The sequence below is a fragment of the uncultured Escherichia sp. genome (assembly GCF_948475835.1).
In the GTDB taxonomy this organism is placed as follows: domain Bacteria; phylum Pseudomonadota; class Gammaproteobacteria; order Enterobacterales; family Enterobacteriaceae; genus ECMA0423.
The window spans coordinates 1-3099 of record NZ_CAOLGM010000226.1; the positions used below are offsets into that span (position 1 = coordinate 1).

A 3099-nucleotide genomic window follows, 5' to 3' on the forward strand; every position below is an offset into this window, starting at 1 on the left:
CCCACAGAGCTACTGGTGAAATTAAATCGTGAAAATGCTGGCTGATTTCCGGCGACGCCATCATGAAAGTTAATTGCGTGTCCCGCACCTCCGCCTATATTCCCGGCAAACTGAGAAAAGTTTGTAGCTTCCTGCCAGCTTAATAATTCGCGACTACCATCTGCACCTCGCCCGTCATCCCAGATACGAATGAAATCACCGCGGGCTTCAGGTAATACCAGCGAAGGAAACACTTTTGCCAGCACAGGGTAATCAGAGGCAGAAAATTTCGCCCCGTTGAACTTCAAAAACACCATACTGGACCAGCTGTCGATTACAGTATTTGGCATTGCAGCGGACGGCCAGAAGAACGGAACGCCAATAGCTGGAGCACCTTCTCCCAAACCAAGGTTTTCGAGAGCCGTTTTCACCGTGCCATCCGATTTGATATCGCCAAACGGATTCTTGCGGCTCAGGTATTCAACAGCAAACCCCGATCCAAGCAATTCAACAAAACCGGGCAGATCACCATTATCAAGCACATCCCGTTGCGTTTTGTCACTTACAAACTGGGCCAGAGCTGCAGCAATAAAGCTGGCCTGTCGAATGGCTTTGTTCACCTGCGCACTGGATGCTTTCCCTGCTGTAAATCCGGATAAAAGCGCAGGCAACGCTTCCCATTCCTCCTGCGACATAACATTGGCATTTCGATCAGTTGCAAACGCTTTAAAGTCATTTTTCGCCATCAGAGTAATACTCCCCATGCTCCTACATCAAAACCACTGATGAATTCGTTATCCATATCAAAACCAAAAAATTTTGAGCCTTCCGATGTGGTTTCCACCGAAGGAGTTTCAATGCCCCCCGCCCATACCCCGGCGGCTTTTACTGTGAGATACCCCTGTTTAATTGCCGCAATTAACTCACGCGATACATCTGAAATATCAGTATCAGGAAAGACCCAGACCGATATCGTCATGTCCTGGTTATCGACTATCTGCATTCGCAGCCCGGATCCTGCTGTTGCCGCGTCAAGAATTGCCGGAAGCGAATCATTACGTCCGTCCCAGTTATTAATCGCAATCTTCGCTTTAAGGATGACACGATAAGTTTCATCGCTGAGGTACATGTATCCGGAATCAGGATCGTATGGCCCCTGCCATACACCCTGATCATATCCAAGCCCGTCGGTATCCCAGCTGAAATAGACACCTGAGATAGGCTGGCTGACAACACGGCTACGTCCGATCCACAATCCCAGAATGTCAAGTTGCACACCAACCGCGGAGTCAATATCAAATGCAGTAATCAGCCCTCTGGTGGCAGCCGCAACATCAATAAGCGGCCTGGTCATCAGATCAACATGTGAAAGAAATTTAGGTTTGGTGGCGTGGTAGTTTGTGATTAGTTCGGTGTATTTGCTCATGACTCCACCGTTATAACGATATTTTCCGGGGTACAGGACGCAGATTCGTTATATCTGATATCAATGTTTGATGACGACAAAGCCCCCGGGGATTTCCCAATCGTCAGTTCCTGAATATCGTAATAGCGTGCATTCCCGCCACTCACCACGCCAAGATTCGCCGGTGAGTAAATGCGACTTAAAAGGACCGAATCACCAATCATCAGACTATTGATATAGTCGGAAATAGCCTGCTGGATCTGCTGCCCTATCTGTGAGGTATAACCCGTAAAAACTTTTAATTTAATCCGGGCATAAACAGGCACATCACTGGAACGCGAGAATTTGATTACATGGGGATTGCCGTATTGATCCGGAACCGTAACGGATGTTGTACCGTGAGTGGCTGTCCCCTGGCCTTTATTCCCTCTGATAGCCTGAGCAATATCCGTTACATCACCGCCATCCACAATTACAGCAACAGAGTGTGGCGGTAACCCGTTACCGTCCTCCGAACCAGTATCGTTTTCATAGAGTTTGTGGCGGGTTACACCGGTAACATTAGAAACAGCACCATCCAGTGCTTCAAATGGGGTTATTGATGGCAACGCAACACTTTGCGACTGGCGGATACGTAACTCAGCGTCAGTTTCTGCCGGAGTGCCCACAGTGGCTGCAGCAGGATTGGTTACCGAAACCCAGCCACGGGTTGGCGTATTAATTTCAGTGATAGTTCCAGCCAGCGCCGCCACTGCACCACTGACGGAACATGTTGCGGTCACCATCACTGTACCATCCACGCCTACCACCACTGAAGCAGGCAAACGCCATATCACATTATTACTGTCTTTCACGCTGCCATTAATGATGGTTGTTCCGGCAGTTCCTGTAAGAAGCAAATCAACCATAGAATTCGTCGCGCCTTTACGTGAAATACCATTTATTTTCACGTTACTGGTCAGTGCAGCCCCATAGCCGGTTGCCGGTGAAAAACAGTTGTAGACAGTTATCGCCATATTATTGGCATCATGAATCGCCAGCGCCATCAGAGCCACCATCTGGCCGTCTTTGCTGTCCGGTTCGAGGTAGGCATCACTGCCATAAATCTGCTGAAAATAGCTAATCAGGGTGCTGAGTATCGTCTGATAATCAGGCGCACTGATCCCCTCCGCGGTTACCTTTGCAGATAAACCGAGAGAATCAAGGTTCAGAGCCATTACGCCTCCGATGTAACAGTCGTTATTCCATAGAGAGTGTCGATTTCAGCGGAAAACATGACACGTCGGGTCGTGGTATCCACCGTCGTATTGAAAGAGAGGATTGATTTAACGCCCCGCGTTTCGAGGATGCGCTTACGGATCGCCAGGTTGTAGGTTTCCGGCCTCTGCTTACCGAGTACGGACTGGATCCACGGAGTCCCCTCGGTGGTGTCGAGAAACCATTGCCCATACCACAATTCGAATCGCGTTTTTACCGCCTGCGCCACGGCCTCCGGTGAGTTAATCAGCCAGGTGTCATCACCGCTGCCAAAGGTGTAATCGCCATCGGCGTCTTCACGTCTGTATCGCATCAGTTTACCCCGTCGGTACTGCTTCCACCGCGCTGAACACCGCCATGAGAGTGCGTATCATCGATTGGCTTGCCGTTAGCCTTCACGCTCCCCAAGAACTCAACAGCACCAGTGATTTTTGATGCCACACCAGAAACCACAGACC

The 3099-nt window shown here is 49.6% G+C and carries 4 protein-coding genes and 1 pseudogene; all 5 read right to left on the minus strand.

The features are described from left to right. A partial coding sequence (locus QZF50_RS23175; protein ID WP_290389023.1) for a phage tail protein occupies positions 1–725 on the minus strand: 725 nt, incomplete at its 3' end. Beyond that, positions 725–1405, minus strand: a complete 681-nt coding sequence (locus QZF50_RS23180) for a DUF2612 domain-containing protein (protein ID WP_290378069.1) — start codon at positions 1403–1405, stop codon at positions 725–727. The genes QZF50_RS23180 and QZF50_RS23175, both read right to left, overlap by 1 nt. Beyond that, positions 1402–2601 carry a baseplate J/gp47 family protein gene (locus QZF50_RS23185; protein ID WP_061892299.1) on the minus strand — a complete coding sequence of 400 codons (1200 nt, stop codon included), beginning with the start codon at positions 2599–2601 and terminating at the stop codon, positions 1402–1404. Before QZF50_RS23185 ends, QZF50_RS23180 begins: the two co-directional genes overlap by 4 nt. Beyond that, on the minus strand, positions 2601–2954 hold the full coding sequence (locus QZF50_RS23190) for a hypothetical protein (RefSeq protein ID WP_061892298.1): 354 nt from the start codon (positions 2952–2954) through the stop codon (positions 2601–2603). Before QZF50_RS23190 ends, QZF50_RS23185 begins: the two co-directional genes overlap by 1 nt. Then, positions 2954–3099 (minus strand): annotated as a pseudogene (locus QZF50_RS23195) (translation initiation factor IF-2); the annotation flags it as partial. The gene QZF50_RS23190 and the pseudogene QZF50_RS23195, both read right to left, overlap by 1 nt.